General features: G+C 73.2%; 22 protein-coding genes. 10 read left to right on the forward strand and 12 right to left on the reverse strand.

The annotated features are described in order from the left end of the window. Window positions 1–118 precede the first annotated feature (118 nt). Entirely contained in the window at window positions 119–859 is a 741-nt protein-coding gene (locus ACH427_RS23710) for a Mut7-C RNAse domain-containing protein (protein ID WP_398872298.1), read from the forward strand. 26 nt (window positions 860–885) lie between these two features. Here ACH427_RS23710 and ACH427_RS23715 read toward each other — a convergent pair whose 3' ends face one another. Further along, window positions 886–1,902, reverse strand: coding sequence for a polyprenyl synthetase family protein (locus ACH427_RS23715; protein WP_398872220.1), 1,017 nt, complete (start codon window positions 1,900–1,902; stop codon window positions 886–888). Window positions 1,903–2,332: 430 nt separating this feature from the next. Between ACH427_RS23715 and ACH427_RS23720 the strand changes: the two genes are divergently transcribed. Next, window positions 2,333–2,770, forward strand: a complete 438-nt coding sequence (locus ACH427_RS23720) for a hypothetical protein (protein ID WP_398872222.1) — start codon at window positions 2,333–2,335, stop codon at window positions 2,768–2,770. 12 nt (window positions 2,771–2,782) lie between these two features. On the opposite strand, the gene ACH427_RS23725 is transcribed toward ACH427_RS23720, so the two are convergent. From ACH427_RS23725 to ACH427_RS23735, 3 genes are all read right to left on the reverse strand, one after another. Beyond that, a complete protein-coding gene (locus tag ACH427_RS23725) occupies window positions 2,783–2,986 on the reverse strand; it encodes a DUF5302 domain-containing protein (RefSeq protein ID WP_398872223.1) in 204 nt (67 codons plus the stop codon). Window positions 2,987–3,146: 160 nt separating this feature from the next. Continuing rightward, window positions 3,147–3,719: a hypothetical protein gene (locus tag ACH427_RS23730; RefSeq protein ID WP_398872225.1), complete on the reverse strand. Its 573-nt coding sequence runs from the start codon at window positions 3,717–3,719 to the stop codon at window positions 3,147–3,149. Window positions 3,720–3,727: 8 nt separating this feature from the next. Continuing rightward, window positions 3,728–5,158, reverse strand: a complete 1,431-nt coding sequence (locus ACH427_RS23735) for a HEAT repeat domain-containing protein (RefSeq protein ID WP_398872227.1) — start codon at window positions 5,156–5,158, stop codon at window positions 3,728–3,730. A 561-nt stretch (window positions 5,159–5,719) separates the two neighbouring features. Here ACH427_RS23735 and ACH427_RS23740 point away from each other — a divergent pair. After that, the gene (locus tag ACH427_RS23740) at window positions 5,720–7,198 is read left to right on the forward strand and encodes a PP2C family protein-serine/threonine phosphatase (RefSeq protein ID WP_398872229.1); all 1,479 of its coding nucleotides are present in this window, start codon (window positions 5,720–5,722) and stop codon (window positions 7,196–7,198) included. Between the two features lie 138 nt (window positions 7,199–7,336). Here ACH427_RS23740 and ACH427_RS23745 read toward each other — a convergent pair whose 3' ends face one another. Continuing rightward, entirely contained in the window at window positions 7,337–8,851 is a 1,515-nt protein-coding gene (locus ACH427_RS23745) for a hypothetical protein (RefSeq protein ID WP_398872231.1), read from the reverse strand. A gap of 235 nt (window positions 8,852–9,086) precedes the next feature. Here ACH427_RS23745 and ACH427_RS23750 point away from each other — a divergent pair, with 235 nt between their 5' ends. Then, complete coding sequence (locus ACH427_RS23750) at window positions 9,087–10,217, forward strand: aminoglycoside phosphotransferase family protein (RefSeq protein ID WP_398872233.1); 1,131 nt, start codon at window positions 9,087–9,089, stop codon at window positions 10,215–10,217. A 233-nt stretch (window positions 10,218–10,450) separates the two neighbouring features. Then, window positions 10,451–12,463 carry an N-acetylmuramoyl-L-alanine amidase gene (locus ACH427_RS23755; protein WP_398872235.1) on the forward strand — a complete coding sequence of 671 codons (2,013 nt, stop codon included), beginning with the start codon at window positions 10,451–10,453 and terminating at the stop codon, window positions 12,461–12,463. 72 nt (window positions 12,464–12,535) lie between these two features. On the opposite strand, the gene ACH427_RS23760 is transcribed toward ACH427_RS23755, so the two are convergent. Next, window positions 12,536–13,036 carry a hypothetical protein gene (locus tag ACH427_RS23760; protein WP_301889609.1) on the reverse strand — a complete coding sequence of 167 codons (501 nt, stop codon included), beginning with the start codon at window positions 13,034–13,036 and terminating at the stop codon, window positions 12,536–12,538. A 129-nt stretch (window positions 13,037–13,165) separates the two neighbouring features. Beyond that, the gene (locus ACH427_RS23765; RefSeq protein WP_398872238.1) at window positions 13,166–13,783 is read right to left on the reverse strand and encodes a TetR/AcrR family transcriptional regulator; all 618 of its coding nucleotides are present in this window, start codon (window positions 13,781–13,783) and stop codon (window positions 13,166–13,168) included. A gap of 64 nt (window positions 13,784–13,847) precedes the next feature. Here ACH427_RS23765 and ACH427_RS23770 point away from each other — a divergent pair, with 64 nt between their 5' ends. From ACH427_RS23770 to ACH427_RS23785, 4 genes are all read left to right on the forward strand, one after another. After that, complete coding sequence (locus ACH427_RS23770) at window positions 13,848–14,327, forward strand: DUF1453 domain-containing protein (protein WP_398872240.1); 480 nt, start codon at window positions 13,848–13,850, stop codon at window positions 14,325–14,327. Between the two features lie 329 nt (window positions 14,328–14,656). Then, complete coding sequence (locus ACH427_RS23775) at window positions 14,657–15,052, forward strand: rodlin (protein ID WP_398872242.1); 396 nt, start codon at window positions 14,657–14,659, stop codon at window positions 15,050–15,052. Window positions 15,053–15,200: 148 nt separating this feature from the next. After that, complete coding sequence (locus ACH427_RS23780; protein WP_398872300.1) at window positions 15,201–15,284, forward strand: putative leader peptide; 84 nt, start codon at window positions 15,201–15,203, stop codon at window positions 15,282–15,284. A gap of 168 nt (window positions 15,285–15,452) precedes the next feature. After that, on the forward strand, window positions 15,453–16,469 hold the full coding sequence (locus ACH427_RS23785) for an isopenicillin N synthase family dioxygenase (RefSeq protein ID WP_398872244.1): 1,017 nt from the start codon (window positions 15,453–15,455) through the stop codon (window positions 16,467–16,469). Between the two features lie 44 nt (window positions 16,470–16,513). Here the strand turns inward: ACH427_RS23785 and ACH427_RS23790 are convergent, their stop codons facing one another. The 5 genes from ACH427_RS23790 to ACH427_RS23810 all read right to left on the reverse strand — a co-directional run bounded on the left by ACH427_RS23790 (window position 16,514) and on the right by ACH427_RS23810 (window position 20,848). Further along, on the reverse strand, window positions 16,514–16,750 hold the full coding sequence (locus ACH427_RS23790) for a DUF397 domain-containing protein (protein ID WP_398872246.1): 237 nt from the start codon (window positions 16,748–16,750) through the stop codon (window positions 16,514–16,516). 73 nt (window positions 16,751–16,823) lie between these two features. Continuing rightward, window positions 16,824–17,999 (reverse strand): thiolase domain-containing protein, encoded by a 1,176-nt coding sequence (locus ACH427_RS23795; protein ID WP_398872248.1) that lies wholly within the window; start codon window positions 17,997–17,999, stop codon window positions 16,824–16,826. Further along, complete coding sequence (locus tag ACH427_RS23800; RefSeq protein WP_398872250.1) at window positions 17,996–19,054, reverse strand: thiolase domain-containing protein; 1,059 nt, start codon at window positions 19,052–19,054, stop codon at window positions 17,996–17,998. Before ACH427_RS23800 ends, ACH427_RS23795 begins: the two co-directional genes overlap by 4 nt. After that, entirely contained in the window at window positions 19,051–19,995 is a 945-nt protein-coding gene (locus tag ACH427_RS23805; RefSeq protein ID WP_398872252.1) for a Zn-ribbon domain-containing OB-fold protein, read from the reverse strand. Before ACH427_RS23805 ends, ACH427_RS23800 begins: the two co-directional genes overlap by 4 nt. Window positions 19,996–20,044: 49 nt before the next feature. Then, window positions 20,045–20,848, reverse strand: coding sequence for a crotonase/enoyl-CoA hydratase family protein (locus ACH427_RS23810; protein WP_398872254.1), 804 nt, complete (start codon window positions 20,846–20,848; stop codon window positions 20,045–20,047). A 241-nt stretch (window positions 20,849–21,089) separates the two neighbouring features. On the opposite strand from ACH427_RS23810, the gene ACH427_RS23815 reads away from it, so the two are divergent. Continuing rightward, window positions 21,090–22,712: an acyl-CoA synthetase gene (locus ACH427_RS23815; protein WP_398872256.1), complete on the forward strand. Its 1,623-nt coding sequence runs from the start codon at window positions 21,090–21,092 to the stop codon at window positions 22,710–22,712. Window positions 22,713–22,835 lie beyond the last annotated feature (123 nt).

Consider the following 22,835-nt stretch of genomic DNA (forward strand, 5'->3'; position numbering starts at 1 on the left):
CGCCGACGGCACGATCGACATCGGCGGCCGGGTGGCACCGGGCGCGGCCGTACGCGCCGGCCGAGGCCCCGGGCGGGGCAGCCGCCGTCGCACACAGGCCGTTTCCTATGCTGAAGGTGTGAACCCTTGCCGGATCCGCCTCACCCTCGCCCCCGAACTGCGGCTCTTCGCGCCCGCCGACCGCCGCGCGGAGCGCACCCCCGTGGCCACCGACGGCGCCTCCTCGCTCGGCCATGTCGTCGAGTCGTCCGGCGTCCCGCTCACCGAGGTGGGCGCGCTGCTGGTCAACGGGCGGCAGGTGCCGGTGTCGTACGTCCCGGGAGCGGACGAGGACGTCGAGGTGCGCGCCGTCACGCGCCCGCAGGAGGTGCCGGGGGCTCCGCTGCGCTTCCTCCTCGACGTGCACCTGGGGACGCTGGCCCGGCGGTTGCGGCTGCTGGGCGTGGACGCCGCCTACGAGAGCGAGGACATCGGCGACCCCGCCCTCGCGGCCCTCTCGGCGGCCGAGCGCCGGGTGCTGCTCTCCCGTGACCGGGGGCTGCTGCGGCGCCGGGAGATCTGGGCGGGCGCCTACGTCTACAGCGACCGGCCGGACGAGCAACTGCGCGACGTCCTCGGCCGCTTCGCCCCGGCCCTCGTGCCCTGGAGCCGGTGCACGGCCTGCAACGGCCCGCTCCGCGACGCCGACAAGCAGTCGGTGGGCGAGCGCCTGGAACACGGCACGCGCTCCACGTACGACGTCTTCGCCCAGTGTGTGGACTGCGAGCGCGTCTACTGGCGCGGAGCGCACCATGAGCGCCTGGAGGCCATCGTGAACGAGGCCCTGCGCGACTTCGGCACGCCGGCCACGGCGGTCTGACCGGGGCGCGGCCCCGGCACCGCGCGTCAGCTGGTGCTCATCGCGTACGTCAGCCGATGCAGTTGCTCACGGTGCGCGGTGTCGGGCAGCCGGTTCAGGTGCGTGCGCGCGGTCTCCACGTAGGCGTCGAGCATCCCCACCGCCGCTTCCACGGCCTTCACTTCGTGCACCAGCGCGGTCAGCCTGCTGCGCGCCCGCCGCCCCTCGCCCCGCAGGAACAGCCGCCGCAGGCGCCGGGCCTGCCGCGGGGTGGCCCGCTCCAGGGCGAGGAGCAACGGCAGCGTGGGGCGGCGGTTGCTCAGATCGCTGGCCATGGGCTTGCCGGTCGGCGACCGTACGTCCTGGGCGCGGTACGGCAGGAGGTCGTCGCGCATCTGGAAGGCGATGCCCAGGATCTCGCCGTAGGCGGTGAGCGCCGCGGTCACCTCGTCACCGGCGCCGGTGACGAGTGCCGCCATGCGGCAGGTGGAGCGCAGCAGGGCGGCGGTCTTGAGGGTGATCATGGCGAGATAGGCGTCGAGGCCGCAGCCCAGGTCGGTGCGCATCCGGTCCTCCAGCAGCTGGCCCCGGCAGATCTCGACTCCGGTGTCGCCCGCCAGGGCGATGATGTCCAGCAGCAGTTCGGGGGCGAGCCCCTGACCGCGGCAGTCGGCGACGTCGGCGAAGGAGCGGCACATCAGGGCGTCACCCACGAGCAGGGCCCGGTCGGTGCCGAAACGCGCGTGGACCGAGGGGCGGCCCCGGCGTTCGGCGTCCCCGTCGATGAGGTCGTCGTGCACCAGGCTCGCGGTGTGGTGGCTTTCCAGGGCGGCCGCGAGGGAGGCGGCCTGGGCGAGGTCGCCGCCCAGTGCCGCGACACACAGCAGGAACAGCCTGGGGCGCAGCAGTTTGCCGTGGGGCAGCAGGGCGTAGCGGGCCAGGGAGTCGAGGGCGTCGTCGGGCCGGGGCCACAGTTCCTCCGTGCGCCGCGTGTAGTAGCGCGAGAAGAAGGCGGCCGGGGACCGCTCGGGGGCGACGGAGTGCGGGGGCGAATCGAGGGTCACGGGTCCTCGCGGTGTGCGTTCGGGGAACGGAGGCGTCGGCGGGTCCGGGGCCTCGCGGCTCCAGCTTTCCAGGCGGGCGGCGGGTGCCGGGGGCGCGACGCGATGCGGGGCGGTCCTGTGGGGTGACAGTGACGGGTGGGGTGTTGACATCGCGTGGGGTGGTGAACGCGCCGCGGCGAACGGCCGCCGTGCCCGGGCGCCGGCCGCCCGCGCTTCCTCGTACGAACGCACCAGGTCGCCGGGCCCTACCCGCTCGACGGGGTGCGTCCGGCCGTACGGGGCGCGTCTGTCGCGATTCCGTCGCGCCCCGTCGGCCCGGCACGCGCCCTGCTCAAGTCGCCCGCGGTGGGCGGATAATGGGGACGCCGGTGGTTCACCCGCCGGTACCGCCTGCGCTGCCAGGGACACCCGGCACACCATGGGGGCATGGATGATCGCTGAGTTGGAAGCTGACGGGCCACCGCGCGAGGGGCGGTCGGCGGACGCCGTGCGGCGCCGGGACCGGCGCACCCGCCGTGCGGCCGTCGTCGCGGCCCTGGCCCTGGGGGCCGCCCTGCTCGTGCCGGCCGCTTCGGCCGAGAGCCCGGCCCGGACGGTGGCGTCCGCCGGCCGGACGGTGGCCGCGACGGGCACCGCCGACACCGCCCAGGCGCCCGCCGCCGTACGTCACGGGGCGCGGCAGACCACCCGGACCGCTGTGGACCACCAGGTCACGGCCGCGAAGGCGAAGAAAAAGAAGAAGGGCTTCTTCGCGAAGCTGGGCATCTTCCTGCTGGTGGTGCTGATCATCGTCGTGCTCTTCGTGGTGCTGCTGATCGCGCTGGCGATCCGGCTGGCACGGCGGGCCTTCGGGCGCCGCCGTACCTGACCGAGGGGACGGTCAGCCGCTCTTGCGACGGAAGGAGCGCTGGCCACCCGCCTTGCCGTGGGTGCCGTGGATCTTGGAGCCGTCGCGGCTCTGGCCGTTGGCGCCGCCCTCGGCCGACTGGCCGCGCTTGCGCTCCAGGGCCTCGCGGAACTTCCGCTTCACATCGTCCTCGGCGCCGGTTTCGGGCGTGTCCTGGGACGCGTTGCTGTCCGTCATCAAAAACCTCCTGGTCATGGCGTCCGTCGCCCCAGCTTGGCACGGCGGCGCGGTCAGTTGAAGTCCGGTTGACGTTCAGCCGGTCCGATTCAAGCAGGTGACGACGGGAAAGCCGGCATCGGCGGGTGGCGCCGGGCGGCCGTTCCGCCCGGCGCCCGGATCAGTTGACGGTCAGATCGCCGTCAGGGAGGTCCTCGACGGTGACCTTCGCGCGCGGCACGCCGAGCCCCGAGGCCACCGCCTTCGCGATGCCTTCCGCGTCGGGCGCCGTGGGGTAGGGAACGGTCTCGCCCTCGCCGTAGCTCTCGATGGCCTTGGTGAAATAGCCGGGATACCAGGCGCCGACCGCGCCCTTGACCTCGACGCCGCTCACCGGCCGCTTCCCGACCCGGTTCCTGAGCGCGGCGAGGATCCGGTCGGAGCGGTATTCGCCGGGCACCTGGAAGAGGCTGGCGTGCGCGCCCGCCTTGCCGCCGTCCTTCAGGTGGACCGTCACCGTCAGGCAGCTCGTCACGCTCGGGTAGAGGATCGGGCGGCCGGGCGCGGCCTCGGCGACCTGGCCCTCGGTGATCCGGACAGCCGTGGTGTCCCTGTCCGCGGCGGCCGCGGCACGCGGCCGGGCCTCCGCGGCGGGCCCGGCCACCAGCGGGACGGCGACGGCGGATATGAGGGTGGCGGAGAGCAGCAGCGCCCGGCCGCCGGCCGCGGCGCGCGGCATGATCGTGGAAGTCATGCCGCTGATCATCCCGCCGAGGACGCCTCGGGGCCAAAGCGGCTGCGGACCGCCGTCTGGACCTCGGCCTCCTCGGCCGGGTCGGCGGCGAGTCTGCGGAGCTGCTCGACCACGCGCGCGTCCGCCGTGGTGGCGTGGTGGGCGGCCAGCTCGCGGGTGGTCTCCTCGCAGTCCCACAGGCACTCGACGGCGAAGCCGGTGGCGAACGACGGGTCCGTGGCCGCCAGGGCGCGCGCCGTGCGCCCGCGCAGCTGCGAGGAGGAGGTCTCGCGGTAGATGTGGCGCAGGACGGGCGCGGCGCAGCCGATCGAGAGCCGCCCGGCGCCGTGGACGAGGTCGCACAGCACCGCGGCGTCCGGGCCCTCGGCCCGCACCGTCCGGCGCAGGGCACCGAGCACGAGCGCGGAGTCGTACGCCGCGCCCCGGCAGGCCAGCATGCCCGCGGCGGCGGCGCCGAGGGCGTCGGCGCGATGGATCCACACACGGGCCCGCTCCAGGGCCGCGGTGTCGCGCATGCGCTCGAAGGCGGTGACGGCCGCCTCCGCGACCAGCTCGGCGGGGTCGGCCGCGGCCGTCTCGATCAGGTCGAGGGCCTGGGGGTCGTGGTGCTCCGCGAGATAGCGCAGGGCGGTGGCGCGCGCGGCCTCGGGGCCGGACGCGGCCGCCTGGATGATCTCCAGCCGGTCCTCGGGACCGGCGACGGCGGTGAGGCAGCGGGTCGCGGGGACGTGCCGCAGCTGGGTGGGGTGCAGGGCCAGGCCCTCCTGGGCCCAGTCCAGGACCTCGCGCACGCTCCAGCCGGGCCGGGGGCCCGTCGGGCGCAGCTGGCGCTGCCAGCGGTCGAAGGAGCCCTGCTCCTGGGCGGCGCGGACGCGGGCGGCGGTCGCGGGCGACAGCCGGTCGTCGGCCCACAGCCGCCAGGGGCGGGGCTCGAAGGCGTCGCGCACGGCCGCGGCGAGCGCGGTCTCACCCGCGGGGGTGTGGGGGAAGCGGGCCAGGACGCTCTCCCCGAGGCCCAGCAGTCCGGCGTCGTCGTCCCGCAGGGCCAGCTCGTCGAGTGCCCAGGCCCAGTTCCCGCCGGAGATCGCGTAGCGGCGCAGCAGCAGCAGGGCGTCCGTGCGGCCGTACGACGCGAGGTGGCCGAGGACGGCGAGGGCCAGCCCGGTGCGCTCCTCGGCGGTGTCGAGCAGGTCGTCGGGGTGGAAGAGGTGCTGTTCGATCTCGTCGAACCCGCCGTCGAGGTCCATGTGGAGGCGCGCGTAATAGAGCGAGCGGTTCTCGACCTGCCAGTCACGCCGGGGGTCGTGGAGCACGCAGTGGTGCAGCGCCGCGAGCGCCTCCGCCCGGGGCGCCGCGAGGGCATGCAGGGTCCCGTCGCCGCGGCCTCGCTGAAGGAGGCCGAGCAGGGTGCCGCTGGGCGCTATGTCTGGATCGAACATGGGGTCAGCATCCGGTGCGGGGAGTCGGCTGGCAACGGGATTTCCGTCGTCCGGCATTCTTGCCGGTGTCCACCGGTGCCATGCCTGGTGAACAGCGGGAACTCGAGGTCTCCGAGCGCCCGCAGCCTACCCGGAGCCGAGCATTCCGCCGAGTCGCGCCCGAATTGCCCGCCTCCGCCCCTCCTCTGGGCCACCGGCACCCGAGGCCAGGGGCTTCCCGGCCCGGAGCACCGGGCGGCGGCGCTCCGGGCCCACCGCGAGCACACAGTGGATCTTTGACCGCATTTGACGTCGTTCGCCCCTCCGCGCCCTGCGCGGCACCGCGTCTCCATGTCCACGACACACCTCCTCCCTACCGCCGAACACCTCCTGCCGCACCCGGAACGCCCCATACCTCATGCCCCTGACAAACCTCCCTGTTGCCTTCGGCATATGCCGTCGACACCACCGGATCGGGTGTTGCCAAACCACTTACAGGCCCTCGCTCCCTGTGCAACAGTCGTTACCGGCCTTTCCCCCGGACCCAACGCCGGTCGCGCCACGCCCGTATCGGAGTACGTCATGCCGTCCCCCCTCCACACGGATCGTTCCGCCGCTCAGCCGCCCGAGCAGACCGTCGACGCGCTGATCTCGCTCACGCGCCGGCTCCGTGGCGACCTCGACGCCGTGCGTCGCGAGGCCGTGGGCGAGGAGCTGCCCGCCGACCCCCGGGCGCGCTGGCAGCGCGCCCTGTGCGAGCTCGCCGCGCATCAGCTCGACGACCTCGGCGAGCACCTGGACCAGCTCCGGGAAGGGCTGCCCGACGAAGGCACGGCGGCCCGCGCCGACGATCCGGAGGCGCTCCCGGGGGATCCGGCCGGGGCGTACGGCCGGCAGCCCGGCGCGGCGCTCGGCAAGGCCGGCAGCGCCGAGTGGAATCTCCTCACCGACGATGTCACCTGGTCCCCCGAGCTCTTCGAGCTCTTCGGCCGCCGGCCCGAGGACGGCGCGCCCACGCTCGACGAGCTGCCCTCCTGGATCCTGGAGGAGGACACCCAACTGCTGACCGCGATGGTCACCGACTGCCTCGTCGACGGCAAGCCGATCGACGGGGAGTTCCGCATCGTGCGCGGTGACGGCTCGCGGCGCACCGTGCACATGATGGGTGAGCCGGTGCTCGACGCGGACGGCGCCGCGGCCTCCATGTGGGCGGTGTTACGGGACGTGAGCGAGCTGCGCCGCAGCCGCCAGGCCGTGCAGGAGACGCGCGACTCGCTGCGGCACCACCGGCACGCCGCGCGCACCGAGCACCGCCTCGCGGTCGAGCTCCAGGAGGCCGTGCTGCCGCCGTGGCGCGGCTCCTTGGTCTTCCCCCCGGGCAGCACGGTGCCGGAGGCCGACGCGACCCCCGGCACTCTCGATCTCGCGGCGCACTATCTTCCTTCCGCCCGCAGCGCGCTGGTCGGCGGGGACTGGTTCGACGCCCTCCAACTGCCGGACGGCAGGACCGTGCTGAGCGTGGGCGGCCTCACCGGGCACGGCGTGGCCGCCACTTCCAGCATGGCCATGCTGCTGGGCGCGCTGCGGGGCATGGCGGTCACCGGGGCCGAGCCCGGCCCTCTGATGGGCTGGCTCAATCACCTCCTCGATGCCTCCGCGCAGCCCGCCCTGGGCAGCGCCGTGTGCTGTCGTTACGACCCCACGACCAGGACGCTGAGCTGGTCGCAGGCGGGCCACCCCGCCCCGCTGCTCTTCCGCGACGGAGTCGGCAGTGCCCTCCGACCACCGGAGGGCATGCTGCTCGGAGCGGTGCCCGATGCCGCGTACGCCCAGGCCGAAGAGCCCTTGGAGCCCGGCGATGTGCTGGTGTTGCACACCGACGGTCTGTCACCCCGCAGCACCGAGCCGTCCGCTGCGATCACGGAGCGGCTGCTGGACCTCGCACCGCGGTTCGCCACGGCCAGGAGTGCCCAGGAGTGCGTCAGGGGCGTGCTGGAGGAGTTCGGGGGCAAGGAGCGCGAGGACGACGCCTGCGTGCTGATCGCCCGCATCCGCCGTTGAGACGGTCCGTGGAAGCATCCGTACGCGGGCCCGGCCGAAGCCGCTTGAAGATCCGCGGAACTTGAGGATCCGCTTCTTGGGGTGAACCCGGTGCCGGAGAGGTCCTTCATGTGATCCCGGGAGAGACCCCGAACCGCCCTAGACGGCCGTGCCCTTGTCCGGATCCTTGCGCGTGCCCTTCCCCGGGCTCTTCGGAGCCTTGGGGAGAGCCTGCTTGATCTCCTGGCGGAGGTCCTCGATCCGGCCGTAGCCCGCGTACCGCCCGGTGAGCCGGTACATCACGCGCAGCCGGTCCCAGGTGCGGTGCGAGGACGTTTCACCGATGGACACCAGTGCCAGCCGGGCATAGGTGTCCGCCTGCTCCGGGTCGTTGTCGATGAAGCAGGCCGACGCCATGGAGATGTAGTCGAAGATCATGGAGCGTTGGTAGCCGGCGCCGCGCAGCGCCAGGGCCTCCTTGGCGTGCTGCTGGGCGACCGCCGCGGCCGAGGGATCGTGCTCCGCGAGCGTGCGGTAGGCCAGCGCCTCCATGCCGTGGAGGTCCGCCTCGTCGAACGACTGCATCCAGCTGGGCGGTGGCACATCGCCCTTGTCCGAGATGAAGAGCTCCTCGGCCTCGCCCAGGGTGCGCCGCATGGCCTGACCCCGGCCCATGGACGCCTGAGCCCATGCCTCGATGGTGCAGAGCATGGCGCGGGTGCGGGGCAGGGCCTCCTCGCCGGAGCCGGACTTGGCGAGCTTCATCAGATCCAGCGCGTCGTCCGGGCGGCCGAGGTGGACCATCTGGCGCGCGGCACGGGAGAGCGCCTCGCCCGCCCGCGGTCGGTCGCCGCCCTCGCGTGCCGCGTGGGCGGCGATGACGAAATACTTCTGCGCGGTGGGCTCCAGGCCCACGTCGTGGGACATCCAGCCGGCGAGCACCGCGAGATTCGCGGCGACCCCCCACAGCCTCCGCTGGAGGTGCTCGGGGTGGTGGTAGGCGAGCATGCCGCCCACCTCGTTGAGCTGGCCCACGACCGCCTTGCGCTGGAGGCCGCCGCCGCGCTGGGCGTCCCAGGCGCGGAAGACGTTGACCGAGTGCTCCAGGGCGTCGATCTCGGTGGAGCCCACGGGCGCCGCCTCGTAGCGGTCGAGCCCGGCGTGGTCGGCGTGTGTGGAGTTCAGGTGCAGGGGGTCGGTGAAGCGGGGAGCGTCGGAGGCGAGAACCGGATCGGAGTGCAGCCAGTCGTGCATAGCGCTGCTGAGTGCTGAGCCTGCGGCGAGCGCGGCGCCCGCGCCCACCAAGCCGCGTCGGTTGAGCATGAGGTCCATTCCCGTGAATTCGGTGAGGACCGCGGCGGTCCGCTCGGGCGGCCAGGGCAGCCCGTCAGCGGACTGCCCCTTGCCTGCGCGCCCTCGCCGGCCGAACCCGAGGTCCTCGATGGTCACGACACGACCGAGCCGCTCGGTGAAGAGGGCTGCCAGCACACGGGGCACGGGATCGCGGGGGGACTCCCCCATGTCGATCCAACGCCTCACCCGTGAGGTGTCGGTGGCCAGCTGCGGGTGGCCCATGACGGCCGCCTGCCGGTTCACCAGTCTCGCGAGTTCGCCCTTGGACCATCCGGCCAGGCCGAACAGATCCGCTAGGCGGGTGTTGGGTTCCCTCGTCACGTCAAGCCCCCAGGTTCTCGGCTGACTTGAAGGTAGCGGGCCGTCATGGGCCAAGCGAGTATTCGCCAGGGTTCGCCAGGGTGCGCCAGATGGTGTGCCACCCGCGGTCGGGTGTGATGTAGGAACGCGCCACCCCGGCCACCCCGCAGCCGGAAGGCATTCCCCAGGGTGCCCCACGGCCCGGGGACCGGGGAGCGCCGTAATTCGCCGGCACACGAAGGGATCTGTTCCGCACATGTATGCAGCCTCGTCCTCCGTGTCCGCGCCGCCCCGGCAGCTCCGTCCGCAGCACGTAGGCGGCGGACCGTACCTCGACCCCTCCCACGCCGCGGGAGCTGCCTTCGGTGCCGGACGGGCCCGGCGGCCCGCGGGGCTCGGCGGCCAACCGCTCAGCGGGAGAATCGACTTGTCCGGCCCCCAGGGCGCGCAGTTGCGCACGGCCATCGCCGCGGTGCACCGCATCTGCCCGGAGTTCAACCCGGTCCAGGTGCTGCGCCGCAGCGGCCGCTCGGTCCTGCTGGTCGGGTCCACCGGCCGCAGTACAGCAGTGGCCAAGTGTTTACTGGACCACTCTCCGGCATGGGCCGAGCGGTTCCGCCACGAAATAGCTACGTACCGGGCGTTCGTCCGTCACCGCCCGCCGGTGCGGGTGCCGCGGCTGATCGCCGCGGACCCCGACAACTGCACGCTGGTGATCGAGCGGATGCCCGGCCGGCCGGCCGCCGCCATGCGGCACCCGACCGACCCACCGCCCCGCGCGGATGTCCGCGCGGCGCTCGGGGCGATCTGCCGGGTCAACCTCTGGCGGCCCCCGGCCGGCATGTTCGACATGCCGCTCGACTACGGCAAGCGCATCACCCGCTATCACGAGCTGGGCCTGCTCACCGACCGCGATCTGGGCGACCTCCAGAAGCTGCTGCACGGGCTGGCCCACGTCCAGGGGCAGTTCTGCCACGGCGACGCCCTGCTCTCCAACATCCTGCTCTCCCCCGCGGGCCCGGTGCTCGTCGACTGGGACCAGGCCGGCTGGTATCTCCCGGGATACGACCTGGCCACCCTCTGGACCGTCCTCGGGGACGCCCCGGGGGCCCGCCGTCAGATCAGCCAGTACGCACAGCAGGCCGGCACGGTCTCGCGTGACGCCTTTCTGGTGAATCTGATGCTCGTGCTGACGCGGGAGATCCGTACGTACGAAACGGCTGTCCAGCGCGCATTGCAGGAGCCGGCCCCGACCGCACCCGGTGCCACGCCGACCGCACCCGGTGCCGCCGAGTCCGGTGAGGAGCAGCGGCTGCTGCTGCGTCGTCTGCACGACGACTGCGCGCTCGCCCGGCGTGCCGTAAGGGCGGCGGTCGGCACCCGCTGACCGCTCCCACCCGGCTCGCCACCCCGACACGCCGCGCGTCCTCCCCGCGCGGCGTGTCGTCGTTCACCGGCAAGGATGACCACCGTTTTCACGCTGAAGCGTCACCCACACAGGCGCATCACCATGATTGACGGATCGTCATCCAGCGGCTACCTCTGGTACGTCCGGTCCGGCACGCCCGATCGCGCACCTACCATCCAGCTCGGTGGCACCGCCGTCCCGAGGAGGCCGCATTGCGAGGATCCGCCCCCGCCCCCCGGACCACCCTGCCGAGAGCCCTGCGGGGAAACCGCCGCAGACTCCGGGCGGTCGGCGTCCTGACGTCGGCCGCCCTGTTGACGCCCGCCCTCTCGGGCGGTGCCGTGGCCGGCGCCGGGGAGCAGCCGGGCTCCGGCGCGTTGCAGCGGGCCTTCATCGCGGCGTCCGCGAAGTATCGCGTGCCCTCGAGCGTGCTGCTGGGCGTCTCGTATCTCCAGTCCCGCTGGAACGACCATGCCGGTGCGCCCAGTGTCACCGGTGGCTACGGCCCCATGCACCTCACCGAGGCCGTCACCGCGCTCGCGGCGGGCACGCGCCGCGGTGACGAGCTCCAGGATCCCCGCGGCGACGGCGCCCGGCCGCTGGCCGGGGCGCGTTCCGTCCGCCCGGAGCTGCCCGTGCCCGTGGAGGTCCCGGCGCGGCTGCGCACGCTGGACCGGGCCGCCGAGCTGTCCGGCCTGTCCACCGAGGCGCTCCGCCTGGACCCGGCGGCCAACGTCCAGGGTGGTGCGGCCCTGCTGGCCGCCGCGCAGCACCGGCTGGGTCTGCCGCCGAGTCCCGACCCCGCGGACTGGTACGGCGCGGTGGCGAGCTATCCGGGCGCCGCGGACGCGGTGTCGGCCGGCACCTTCGCGCACGACGTCTTCGAGGTGATCCGCGCGGGTGTGCGGCGCACGACGGACGCCGGTCAGCTGGTCGATCTGGAGGCGGTCCCCCGTGCGGTCGACCGCATGGACCTGGTGCGGCGGCTGGGGCTGCCGGCGCCTTCGGCGAAGGGCGTGGAGTGCCCGTCCTCGGTGGCGTGCGAGTCGGCCCCGGCGCCGTATCAGAAGCTGGAGGGGGCGGACTACGGCAACCACGACCTCGCGGACCGCCCCAAGGCGCCTTCGCAGAAGGTGGACTTCATCGTCATCCACGACACCGAGGCGTCGTGGGAGACGACGGTCAAGCTGATCAAGGATCCCGCGTACGTCTCCTGGAACTACACCGTGCGCTCCTCGGACGGGCACATCGCCCAGCACGTGCCGACGAAGGACGTGGCCTGGCACGCGGGCAACTGGTATGTGAACTCCGCCTCCGTCGGCATCGAGCACGAGGGCTTCCTCGCCCAGCCCGAGGCCTGGTACACCGAGGAGATGTACCGCACGTCGGCCCGGCTGGTGCGCTATCTGGCCGACAAGCTGCACGTCCCGCTGGACCGGCAGCACATCCTGGGTCATGACAACGTCCCGGGGACGACCCCGGCGACCATCAAGGGCATGCACACCGACCCGGGTCCCTTCTGGGACTGGGAGCACTATTTCGAGCTGCTGGGCAAGCCCTTCTACCCCACGGGCGGCACGTACGGCGGGATGGTCACCATCCGGCCCGACTACGACTCCAACACCCCGCGGTACACGGGCTGCGAGGGAGCGGGCAAGCCCTGTGCGCGGCACGGTTCGGGCGCGGTCCGGCTGTACACGGCGCCGAAGAAGGACGCCCCCCTCGTGAAGGACATCGGGCTGCGCCCGGACGGCGGCGCCTCGACGACCGACGTCAACGACACGGGGGCCCGCGCCTCCACCGGCCAGCAGTTCGCGGTCGCCGACCGCCAGGGCGACTGGACGGCGATCTGGTACCTCGGTCAGAAGGCGTGGTTCGTCAACCCGTGGTGGGACCCCACCGTGGTCAACGCCCGGGGCAAGGTGGTCACCCCCAAGGCGGGGTCGGCCGGGGTCCCGGTCTACGGACGGGCCTATCCGGAGAAGGAGGCGTATCCCGCCGGTGTGCCCGTGCAGGAGGTGACACCGCTGCCGTACAAACTGCTCGCGGGGCAGGCGTACGTGCTGGGCGGTCAGGTGCCGAACGAGTATCTGTGGTCGAAGTCCTTCGATCCGGCGGGGCACCGGGTGATCCGCGGCAAGGACGTCTACTACGAGATCCAGTTCGGTCACCGGGTGGCCTTCGTCAGGGCCGCCGATGTGAGCGTGCGCCAGTCCGGCAGCTGAGGAGGCGGACAGCGAGAGAGCCCGGTACGGCAGGCGTACCGGGCTCCGGTGTCGATGGGGCGTTCCGCGGGCTCAGACCTGCTGGAACATCTCCGCGGGCAGCGGCTTGAGCAGCTGGTAGAGCTCGTCGGTGATGGGCCGGTCCCAGCTGGCGATGGTGACGAGGACGCCGTCGCTGCGGTCGAACTGGGTGCAGGAGATGCGGCCTTCGGAGCACTTCAGACGGCGCACGATCAGCAGGTTGTCCTCGTGCATGACCGGGATGTCCTCGGTCTCCAGCACCTGCACGGGCTCGTCGTTGCCGAGGGCCACCAGCAGCTGTGCCACCTCGAAGGGGACCTGGCCCTCGCCCAGCTCGCGGGCCGGGGAGCCCTCGGGCAGATTGCCGATGATCATCGCGGGGCCGCGCCCGCCGAAGAGGTCGTAGCGGAGGAAGACGCCCTGGCAGCTGCCGTCGGGCGCGGGCAGCAGCCCGGCACCGAGGTCGCCGGGCCAGTCCCCCGGGTCCATGGCGAGGACGTCGAAGTCCGGCCCGGTGGGCGTGGCGGCGCTGCGGCGGCGGAGGAACGACATGCTCACATCGTACGTGCACCGCGGCGCGCCGTGACGCCGGGGAGACCCCCGGTGCGGCCCGCGCGCGGGGCCCGGGCGGCGTACGGGGCGAGTGGCGCGCGCGGCGGCCGTGGGGCCGAACGGGTGCGGTCAGCGGTGCTGCCCGAGGGTGTCCAGGTGGTGGCTCAGCATCCGGCGCTGGAGCTCGGGGGTCAGCCGGTCCGGTTCGAGCACGGCCTGGAGGGAGAGGCCGTCGACCAGCGCGGCGAGCCGGAGGCTCTCCAGTTCGACGTCGAGGCCGTCGGACAGACCTCCGCTCTCCCGGCCGCCCTGGAGGACACGGGCCAGCAGGGTGACGGTGCCCCGCTGCAACTCGACGGCGCGGGGCCGCAGTCCGGGCCGGGTGCGGGCCGCCGTGGTGAAGGCGATCCAGAGTTCGGCCTCCTCGCGGCGCTCGTCGTCGAGCGGCAGGAGCTCGGCGAGCAGTTCCTCGGCGCGCGTGCGGAGGTCGCCGCCGGGTGCGGTGGCGAGGACGAGGTCGGCGCGGGCGCGGAGGCGGCGTTCGATGCGGTCGATCAGCTCCCCCATCGCGAAGATCACCAGCTCGTCGTGATCGCTGAAGTAGTGGCGGACGGACCCGATGGCGAGCCCCGCCTCGTCGGCGACGTTGCGCAGCGAGGCGGCTTCCAGGCCGTCGCGGCCCACGACGCGGAGGAAGGCCGCGGCCACGGCGCGGCGGCGGGCCCCGGGATCGACGATCTTCGGCATGTTGGCTTTATAGCACGGCCGAGCTAATATCTTTTTGGCACAGTCAAGCTAAAAAGGAGGCCACGTGCACAGCTGGCTGCTCGGGGGGATCATCGCCGTGGCGGTGGTCGTCGTAGTGATCAAGCGACTGGCGGGAGAGCCGCTCAATGCCCGCGATCTGCTGGCGGCCCCGGTGATCCTGACCGGCCTCGGCGTCGCGTCCCTGGCCAAGGCCGAGGGGCTGACCGCGACGGACGGCGTCTGGTCGGCGACGGGCGCCGTGCTGGGCATGGCGGCCGGCGCGTGGCGCGGGTCGACCATCGCGGTCTTCGAGAAGAACGGGGTGCTGTGGCAGCGCTACACCGGACGGTCCTTCCTCGTCCTGGTGATCACCTTCGCCGCCATGGCGGGCTTCGGGCTGCTCGCCACGCGCGCGGGCATGCACGAGAGCGCGCGGCCCACACAGCTGAACATCGGTGTCAGCTTCCTCGGCGAGGCGCTGGTGGTGGGGCTGCGCGGCCTCCGGTCCGGGGTGCCGTTCGCGCCGGAGCGCAGCCGGCCCTGAGGCCCGCCCGCCACGCCCGGCGACCGGCCCGCAGGAGCGCAAAAGCCCGCCCGGACGCAGCTTGTGGGGGCGCTGTCCGGGCGGACTGACGGCCGAAGATCCGCCGCACGCAGCACGCTACCAGCGATACCGGGCAGGCCCCCGCCGCGATCACCCCCATGCGCCGCACCGGCGGGGGAAATAACCCGAGGCAGTAGCGAGACTCCCGGCCTTTCCGTGCCGATCGTCCGATGGCGCAAATGAGTGAATGCCCGAAACCTCGGCAAATGGGGTCGAGTTACTCAGGACACTTCCCCTGAGAAGGCGCTAATCGATCGAAAGGCACAGACGTGCTCAAGAAGGTACTCGCCACGGCCGCACTGACGGCCTCGGCGGTCGGCACCATCGCCGGTCCCGCGATGGCGATCGGCAACGACCAGGACGTGGCGAACGGAAACGCTTCCCGCACCGGTTACGGCAACACCAAGACCGGCGGCGAGCAGAGCCCGCAGATGAGCCTGATCCAGGGCACGCTCAACAAGCCGTGCCTCGGCATCGGCAAGATCGGCCTCCAGTCCCTGATCGCCCTGCTCAACGTCGGCGTCCAGGACGTACCGGTCCTCAGCTCCCAGCAGCAGCAGCAGTGCACCGACAACTCGACGATCTCCGACGGCGACGACCCGCTGTCGCACATCCTCAGCGAGATCCCGGTCGTCTCGGGCAACGGCTCGGGCAACGGTCGCTGACCACGGCGGACGCTGCTGCGCGAATCCCCCCTTCCGCGGGTGCACGAGCACCGCGGAAGGGGGGATTCCCTTGCGCCCGGACCCGGAAGATCCACCGCCGCCAGGCCGTCCGACCAGGCCGGATCCGTTTGTTACGGCGTCGTATACGATGGGGCACGTGACCATGCTCGTGAAACGCCGCCACGTGGACCTCCTCCGCGTCACGAGCATGTCCTGTCGCCACTACGGCTGACCTTCACCCCGCCCAGCCCGCTTTCCCGGGCCGTGGCCTCTTTCCTCTTTCTCTCTTCCCTGCCGCTTTCCCGGTCCCGCCTGCCCTGTCCGCGTACCCCGCGACGGCAGCGCGGCCGTCCGGCATACCGCCGTACGGAAACCGGGCCTTCACGCTGTGGACACCCTCATGAGCAACAAGCTTCCTGTCCTCGACCTCTCGGCCGCGTCGGGTGACGCCGCCGGCCGCGCCGCCTTCCACGAGGCGCTGCACGCCGCCGCCCGCGACGTGGGCTTCTTCCATCTGACCGGGCACGGGATCACCGAGTCCGAGACCGCCGAACTGATGCGTACCCTCCGCGCGTTCTTCGCGCTCCCCGAGGCGGAGCGGCTGTCCATCAGCAACCTCAACTCGCCCCATTTCCGCGGCTACACCCGCATCGGTGACGAGCGGACCGGCGGCAGCCGCGACTGGCGGGACCAGATCGACATAGGCGCCGAGCGCGCGGCCCGCATACCCACCGGCGACGAGCCCGGCTACTGGTGGCTGGAGGGCCCGAACCAGTGGCCCGCCGCCCTTCCCGAGCTGAAGACCACCGCGCTGCGCTGGATCGACAGGCTGAGCGAGATCGCCGGGCGGCTGCTGCACGAGCTGCTGGCCTCGATCGGCGCTCCGCCCACCTTCTACGACGACGCCTTCGCCGACCGCCCCCACCTGCACCTCAAGCTGGTCCGCTACCCCGGCAGCGCCCCCGACGGCGCGGGGCAGGGCGTGGGCGCGCACAAGGACTACGGCTTCCTGACGCTGCTGCTCCAGGACGAGGTCGGCGGCCTCCAAGTGGAGGGCTCGGACGGGGTGTTCCGCGATGTGCCGCCGCTGCCCGGGGCGTTCGTGATCAACCTCGGCGAGCTGCTGGAGGTGGCGACCAACGGCTATCTCAAGGCCACCAACCACCGCGTGGTCAGCCCGCCCGGCACCCGGGAGCGCTACTCCGTGCCGTTCTTCTACAACCCCCGGCTGGACGCGCGCATCGAGCCCGTGCCCTTCCCGCACGCGCACCGGGCGCCGGGGGTCACCCAGGACTCCGCCAACCCGCTGTTCGCGGAGTACGGCCGCAATGAGGTCAAGGGCTGGCTGCGCGCCCACCCGGAGGTCGCCCGCCGCTACCACGCCGATCTGCTGACGGAGGGCTCCCGGGTCGGCTGACGCCGTGTGGTCCCGGGGCGTGCGCGGCGGGCGGCCCCGGGGCGTCAGGCCGGATCGAATTCGCCGCCCCGCGCGCCGACGACGAACGCCCGCCACTCCGCCGGGGTGAACACCAAGGCGGGCGCGTCCGGCCTGCGTTCGTGACGCATGGCGATGAATCCCTCGACGAAGGCGATCTGGACGTCGCCGACGCCCTGACTGCCCGGCTGCCATGCGGCGTTCGCGAGGTCGAGCTCCGGCCTTGTGCCACCGGCCAGTTGGTGCGTCGTGCTCTTCGCCACGTCCGTTGCTCCTCCCGGTCGTCCCTCCCGGCCACCCTAGCGAGCACGCGATGCGCCGGACAGGCCGCGCGTCTCAGCTGCCGGGCGGCTCGGCGCCCACCAGCCACATCGAGAAGAACTGCGCTCCCCCGCCGTAGGCGTGACCGAGCGCCTTGCGGGCGCCGTCGACCTGGTGTGCGCCGGCCCGGCCGCACACCTGGAGCGCGGCCTCGGCGAAGCGCAGCATGCCCGAGGCACCGATGGGGTTGGTGGACAGCACCCCGCCCGAGGGGTTCACGGGCAGGTCGCCGTCCTGCTCGGTGGCGCCGGAGACGGTGAGTTTCCAGCCCTCGCCCTCGGCCGCGAAGCCGAGGTTCTCCAGCCACATCGGCTCGTACCAGCTGAAGGGGACATAGAGTTCGGCCACGTCGATCTCGCGGCGCGGGTCGGTGATCCCCGCCTGGCGGTAGACCTCGGCGGCGCAGTCGCGGCCCGCCCGGGGCGAGACGAAGTCCTTGCCGGCGAAGAGGGTCGGCTCGCTGCGCATGGCGCCGCCGTGCATCCAGGCCGGCGGCCGCGGTGCGCGCGCGGCGCCCCGGCGGCCGGTGAGGACCATCGCGCAGGCCCCGTCGGAGGAAGGGCAGGTCTCGGAGTAGCGGATCGGGTCCCACAGCATGGGCGACGACCGCACCTTCTCCAGCGTGATGTCGTGTTCGTGGAGGTGGGCATGGGGATTCCGCAGGGCGTTGCGGCGGTCCTTGTAGGCGACGAGCGCGCCGACGTGATCGGGTGCTCCGGTGCGGCGCATGTACGCGCGTACATGCGGGGCGAAGAAGCCGCCGGCGCCGGCCAGCAGGGGCTGCTGGAAGGGGACGGGCAGGGACAGCCCCCACATGGCGTTCGACTCGGACTGCTTCTCGAAGGCGACGGCCAGGACGGTGCCGCGCACCCGGGAGGCAACGAGGTTCGCGGCGACGAGGGCCGTGGAGCCGCCGACGGAACCCGCGGTGTGCACACGCATCAGGGGTTTGCCGACGGCTCCGAGCGCGTCGGCGAGGTAGAGCTCGGGCATCATGACGCCCTCGAAGAAGTCCGGCGCCTTGCCGATCACGACGGCGTCGATGCCGGCCCAGGTCAGCTCCGCGTCGGCGAGGGCGCGCAGAGCGGCCTCGCGGACGAGCCCGGCGATCGAGACGTCCCGGCGGGCGGCGGCATGCCGGGTCTGGCCGACGCCGACGACGGCCACGGGTTCGTTGTCCGCGCGCTTCACCGGCTCTCCCCTTCCAGGACGCCGACGAGGTTCTGCTGGAGGCACGGCCCGGAGGTGGCGTGGGCCAGCGCCCGGTCCGACGCGCCGCGGTGGATGCGGGCGGCCGCCTCGCCGAAGCGGATCAGCCCGGTCGCCATGACCGGGTCGGCGGCGAGGGCGCCGCCGGAGGGGTTGACCGTGACGTCGTCCCCGAGCCGGAGGGCCTTGCGCAGAATCACCTCCTGCGCGGTGAAGGGCGCGTGGATCTCCGCGGTGTCGACGGGGGCGTCGAACGCCCCGGCGTGTTCGGCGGCGAGCCGGGCGGAGGGGGCGTCGGTGAGGTCGCGCAGTCCGAGGCCCTGCGGGTCGACGCGGTGGTCCAGGCCGCGGATCCAGGCGGGCCGTTCGCACATGCGGCGGGCGGTGTCCCCGGCGGCGAGGACGACCGCGGCGGCGCCGTCGCAGACGGGCGGGCAGTCGCCGGTGCGCAGCGGTGCTACGAGGTGGTCGCCCATCGGCACCCGGCCGCGCAGCCGCGCGTGGGGGTTGGTGCGGGCGGCGGCGCGGCTGCGGTCCGCGACGGCGGCGAGGGCCTCCTCGTCGGTCTCGCCCGCGTCGATGAGCGCCTGCGCCTGGAGCGCGGCGAGGTCGACGGGGCCGGGCCACAGCGGGGCGGTGCAGTAGGGGTCGAGCTGGCGGGTGAGGACGGCGCCGAGATCACCGGCGGAGGACTTGCCGTAGGCGTAGACGAGGGCGGTGTCGGCGGCGCCGGTGAGGAGTTCGACCCAGGCTTCGTAGAGCGCCCAGGCACCGTCCGTCTCCACGTGGGACTCCGCGACGGGCGGCCAGGCGCCGACGCAGTCGAGGGCCATGGTGAAGGAGAAGGGGCGCCCGGCGAGGTAGTCGCTCGACCCCGAGCAGGTGAAGCCGGCCTCGCCGGGTGCCAGTTGTGCCCGGTCCAGCACCTCGCGCAGGACGGGCAGCAGCATCTCGGTCTCGGACACGTCCTCCGACGAGCGCCGGTGGGCGGTCTGCGCGAAGGCGACGATCGCCACGTCGCGGGCGTACCGCGTCACAGCAGCTCCTTGTACGTGTCGTAGTCGGCGTCGGGTTCGCCCGTGGGGCGGTAGTGATCGGGGTGGCGGGCGCCCTCGGTCCAGACCGGCTCGACGCGCAGGCCCATGCGCACCTGGTCGCAGGGGATGCCCGCGATGCGCCCGTGCAGGGCGAGGTCGGCGCCGTCGAGGGCGATGTGGGCGTAGACGTACGGGACGTCGATCGCGGCGTTCCTGGCCTTGATGTTGACGACGCAGTAGGTGGTGACGGTGCCGCGCGGGCCTACCTCGACCTGTTCGCCGGTGGCGACGCCGCAGGTCGGGCAGGCGCCCCGGGGCGGTACGTACACGCGGCGGCAGGCGGGGCAGCGTTCGCCGGTGAGGGTGTGCCGGGCGAGGGCCGCGAGGTGGCGGCTCTGGGCGCGGCCGGGGGCGTAGGTGTAGTCGAGGCGGGCGGGGGTGGTGATGCCGGTGACCGGGTCGGCGAAGGCGCCGCTGTGCGGGGTCGCGGGGCCCGCCGTGCCGCTCTCGTGCGGTTCGAAGCACGCGATGTCGGTGATCGCGCCGGTGCGCTCGGCGGTCCAGCGGACGCGTACGCGCATGCCGGTGCGTACGGCGTCGGGGCCGGGGGCGTCGAGAGCGTGCAGGAGGGCCGTGTCGGCTCCGTCGAGGCGTACGAGGGCCCACGCGAAGGGAGTCGGCAGGGGCTGCCGCGGGCGGGGGGCCGCGTTCCAGGCCCAGGTGGTGACGGTGCCGGTGGGGGCCACCTCGACGAGCTCGCGGATCTCCTCGGCGGTGAACGGGTCGTACTCGACGGGCGGCACGAGGACGCGGCCGTCGGTGGTGCGCACGCCGAGGACGACGCGTTCGCGCAGGCCCGTGAGGAAGGCGCTCTGGACGGGGCCCAGGGAGCGGGTGAAGGGGAATTCGACGACCAGGGGCGCGGTGAGGATCTCGGACACGGCCGCGGCTCTCCTTCTGTCGGACGGTCTCGGGCGTCTCCGGGGGGGCTCAGGCGCGCCGGAAGACGGGCGGGCGCTTCTCGGCGAAGGCGCGGGCGCCTTCCTTGGCGTCGGCGGTGTCGAAGATCCGCATGCCGCGTTCGAGCTCGACGGCGAGGGCGTCGGGCTCGTCGAGGCCGGCGGTCTCGTAGGCGCACGCCTTGACCGCCTCCACGGCCAGCGGGCCGTTGGCGTTGACGAGTTCGGCGGTGGCGAGGGCCGACTCCAGGGCGGTGCCGTCGGGCACGACCCGTCCGATCAGCCCGATGCGCTCGGCCTCGCGGGCGGTGTAGGGGCGGCCGGTGAGCAGCATTTCGAGGGCGTGGGTGCGCGGGATCTGGCGGGCGAGGCGGACGGTGGAGCCGCCGACGGGGAAGAGGCCGCGCCGGACCTCGAAGAGGCCGAAGGTGGCGCTCTCGCCCGCGACGCGGATGTCGGTGCCCTGGAGGATCTCGGTGCCGCCCGCGACGCAGGGGCCCTCGACGGCGGCGATGACGGGCTTGCGGGGGCGGTGGTGGCGGAGCATGGCCTTCCAGTGGAGGTCGGGGTCCGCCTTCAGCCGCTCCCGGCAGGTGTCGTCGGCCGCCCTCCCCTGCCCGGCGAGCGCCTTGAGGTCCATGCCGGAGCAGAAGGCTCCGCCCGCGCCGGTGAGGACGACGGAGCGGACGGTGTCGTCCTCATCCGCCTCGGCCCAGCCGTCGTGGAGCCCGACCAGCATCGGCAGGGAGAGGGCGTTCCTGGCCTCCGGCCGGTTGAGGGTGAGCAGCAGGGTGGCGCCGACGCGTTCGACCACGAGGTGTGCGGTCCCGCTCATGGGTGTCCTCCTGTCCGGCGACGGAGAACAGGGTGGCGGAGGCGGGTCCGCACTTCAAGAGTTTTCTGACAACCTGTCAGATTTCTTGGGCGGCGCCCCTTCCCACCCACCGCGCCCGGCGCTCTAATGACCGCCGGGCCGTCCCGGCCACCGTGCCACCGCCGTTCCCGTCCCGCGACCGCGCGACCGGGCCCCACCGCACCACCGCCGTTCCCCGCCGTACCGCCCGGCAGGAGGAGACATGGACGTGAACCTCGCCGACCTCTTCGAGTCGGTCGTCGACACGGTGCCCGGCCGGGAGGCCCTGGTGCACATCGAGCACCCGGGCAGCGGCGCCGAGCGGCGGCTGACGTACGCGCAGCTCGACGCGGCGGCCGACCGGCTGGCCCACCACCTGCGTGACAGCGGCATCCGGCCGGGCGAGCACGTGGGCCTGCACCTCTACAACGGCGTCGAGTACCTCCAGACCCTCTGGGCGTGCCTGAAGCTCCGGGCCGTGCCGGTCAACGTCAACTACCGCTATGTGGAGGAGGAGCTGGCCTATCTCTACCGGGACGCCGACCTGGCGGGGCTGGTCTTCGACGCCGAGTTCACCGGGCGGGTGGCGGCGGCGCTGCCCGGGGTGGAGCGGATCCGTCACCTCGTCCGCGTCGGCCCGCCGCCCGAGGGCGCCCCCAGGCCCCGGATCGAGCCCGTGCCCTTCGCGGACGCCGAGGCATCGGGCGCCCCGGGGCGCGACTTCGGGCCGCGCTCCGGCGACGACCAGATCATCATCTACACCGGCGGCACCACCGGCATGCCCAAGGGCGTCATGTGGCGGCAGGAGGACCTCTTCTTCTCGGGGCTCGGCGGCGGCGCGCCGACCGGCGACCCGGTGCGGCGGCCCGAGGAGCTCGCCGAGCGGGTCGCGGCGGGCGGCGAGGGCCTCGTCTTCTTCCCCGCCGCGCCCCTGATGCACGGCACGTCCACGCTGACGGCCTTCATCGCCTTCGACTTCGGCCAGAAGGTGGTCCTGCACCGCAAGTACGTCCCGGAGCAGGTGCTGCGGACCGTCGCGAAGGAGCGCGTCACCTGCGTCTCGCTGGTGGGCGACGCGATGCTGCGGCCTCTGGTGGAGGCGCTGGCGGGGCCGCTGCGGGGCACGGACTGCTCGTCACTGTTCAGCGTCAGCAGCTCGGGGGCCGTCCTGTCGGACACCGTACGGGAGGAGTTCGCGGCGCTCCTGCCGCACGTGGCCCTGGTGAACAACTTCGGCTCCTCGGAGTCCGGCTTCAACGGCACCGCGACCGACGACGGCGGCCGGGGCCTGCGGGTGCGCGTCAACGACCGTACGGCGGTGGTCGATCCGGTGACGTACGAACCGGTGGGCCCCGGCGAGGTCGGGCGGGTCGCGCAGCGCGGCCATGTGCCGCTCGGCTACTACAACGACCCGGCGAAGACCGCGGAGACGTTCTTCCAGGCGCGGGGCGAGCGGTGGGTCCTGCTCGGGGACATGGCCACGGTCGGCGCGGACGGCGTGGTCACCGTCCTGGGGCGCGGCTCGCAGTGCATCAACACCGGTGGCGAGAAGGTCTATCCGGAAGAGGTCGAGGAGGCCCTCAAGGCTCATCCGGATGTGTACGACGCGCTGGTCACCGGCGTGCCCGACGCCCGGTGGGGACACCGTGTCGCCGCCGTCGTCCAGCCCCGGCCCGGTGCGCGCCCGCCGACGCTCGGCGCCCTCCAGGAGCACTGCCGCGCCCGGCTGGCGGGGTACAAGGTGCCGCGCAGCCTCGTCCTCACCGACCGCGTCGAGCGCTCGCCCAGCGGCAAGGCGGACTACCGGTGGGCGCGCGCCGTGGCCTGCGGCGAGCGCGCCCCGTAGCGCTTTTGCCAAGTCTTGACACGCGGGACACCTCCTGTGCGCGCGGTGGACACGGCGCACTCCGCAGGCGTTGGGGCGGGGGTGGCCGCGTGGGCCTTCAATCAGCGCGTCACCTTCCACCCG

It is taken from the genome of Streptomyces sp. NPDC020379 (genome assembly GCF_044387105.1).
In the GTDB taxonomy this organism is placed as follows: domain Bacteria; phylum Actinomycetota; class Actinomycetes; order Streptomycetales; family Streptomycetaceae; genus Streptomyces.

Coding starts and splice junctions, on each gene's coding strand:
- ACH427_RS23720 (WP_398872222.1), top strand. CDS start 2,333: ATGATCGCTGAGTTGGAAGCTGACGGGCCACCGCGCGAGGGGCGGTCG.
- ACH427_RS23725 (WP_398872223.1), bottom strand. CDS start 2,986: ATGACGGACAGCAACGCGTCCCAGGACACGCCCGAAACCGGCGCCGAG.
- ACH427_RS23730 (WP_398872225.1), bottom strand. CDS start 3,719: ATGACTTCCACGATCATGCCGCGCGCCGCGGCCGGCGGCCGGGCGCTG.
- ACH427_RS23735 (WP_398872227.1), bottom strand. CDS start 5,158: ATGTTCGATCCAGACATAGCGCCCAGCGGCACCCTGCTCGGCCTCCTT.
- ACH427_RS23740 (WP_398872229.1), top strand. CDS start 5,720: ATGCCGTCCCCCCTCCACACGGATCGTTCCGCCGCTCAGCCGCCCGAG.
- ACH427_RS23750 (WP_398872233.1), top strand. CDS start 9,087: ATGTATGCAGCCTCGTCCTCCGTGTCCGCGCCGCCCCGGCAGCTCCGT.
- ACH427_RS23760 (WP_301889609.1), bottom strand. CDS start 13,036: ATGTCGTTCCTCCGCCGCCGCAGCGCCGCCACGCCCACCGGGCCGGAC.
- ACH427_RS23765 (WP_398872238.1), bottom strand. CDS start 13,783: ATGCCGAAGATCGTCGATCCCGGGGCCCGCCGCCGCGCCGTGGCCGCG.
- ACH427_RS23780 (WP_398872300.1), top strand. CDS start 15,201: ATGGGGCACGTGACCATGCTCGTGAAACGCCGCCACGTGGACCTCCTC.
- ACH427_RS23785 (WP_398872244.1), top strand. CDS start 15,453: ATGAGCAACAAGCTTCCTGTCCTCGACCTCTCGGCCGCGTCGGGTGAC.
- ACH427_RS23810 (WP_398872254.1), bottom strand. CDS start 20,848: ATGAGCGGGACCGCACACCTCGTGGTCGAACGCGTCGGCGCCACCCTG.
- ACH427_RS23815 (WP_398872256.1), top strand. CDS start 21,090: ATGGACGTGAACCTCGCCGACCTCTTCGAGTCGGTCGTCGACACGGTG.